The 541-nt window shown below is 41.2% G+C and carries 1 protein-coding gene; it reads left to right on the plus strand.

Annotation, left to right across the window (positions count from 1 at the left end; genetic code table 11):
- Nucleotides 1-451 (plus strand): hypothetical protein (locus tag CWM53_RS31380; RefSeq protein ID WP_206062637.1); only part of this gene is annotated, 451 nt, incomplete at its 5' end.
- Between the last annotated feature and the right edge of the window lie 90 nt (nt 452-541).

Here is a 541-nt window from a genome sequence, read left to right on the forward strand (position 1 = left end):
GAATTTCGTAGCAACAACAGACTGGGTGGTAGCTTTCTTTTCAAAATTATTCCAATTTGCTCACTGGCAAGACTTAGGTAGCGCAGGTCATGACGGTTTTATCCTGAGTAACCCACATCCTAGAATTCATCAACTGACCTATATCAAGGGTGGTCACGGGGCAGCAATAGAAGAACCACTGTGGGATCATATCGCCAGTTTTATTCGTAACGGCAAACTCCCGTCCAAAAATAACATTACACTTAGCCTGTCAAGAACAAAATGGATTGCCATTACAAGCCATTTCCCGCCTATCGCCTGGATACTTGTTGGAGCAATTACATGGGGGGTGTGGTTAGCTATTAAATATTTAATCCAACTGTTAACTCCGCTCCAGTCTCAGGATTACGCCACAGGTTTTTCCCTTGCTATATATATACTTATATTGTGGCTACTGCTTACTAAAATTTAATCTAGAGTCATGAGCGCAGAGCTCATTATCGAGGTGTTACATGATTATCCAGCCTCTTATTCTTTCTTTAAAAACTTGGTTTAGCTCAGT

It is taken from the genome of Klebsiella sp. A-Nf5, assembly GCF_002810545.1.
In the GTDB taxonomy this organism is placed as follows: domain Bacteria; phylum Pseudomonadota; class Gammaproteobacteria; order Enterobacterales; family Enterobacteriaceae; genus Klebsiella; species Klebsiella variicola.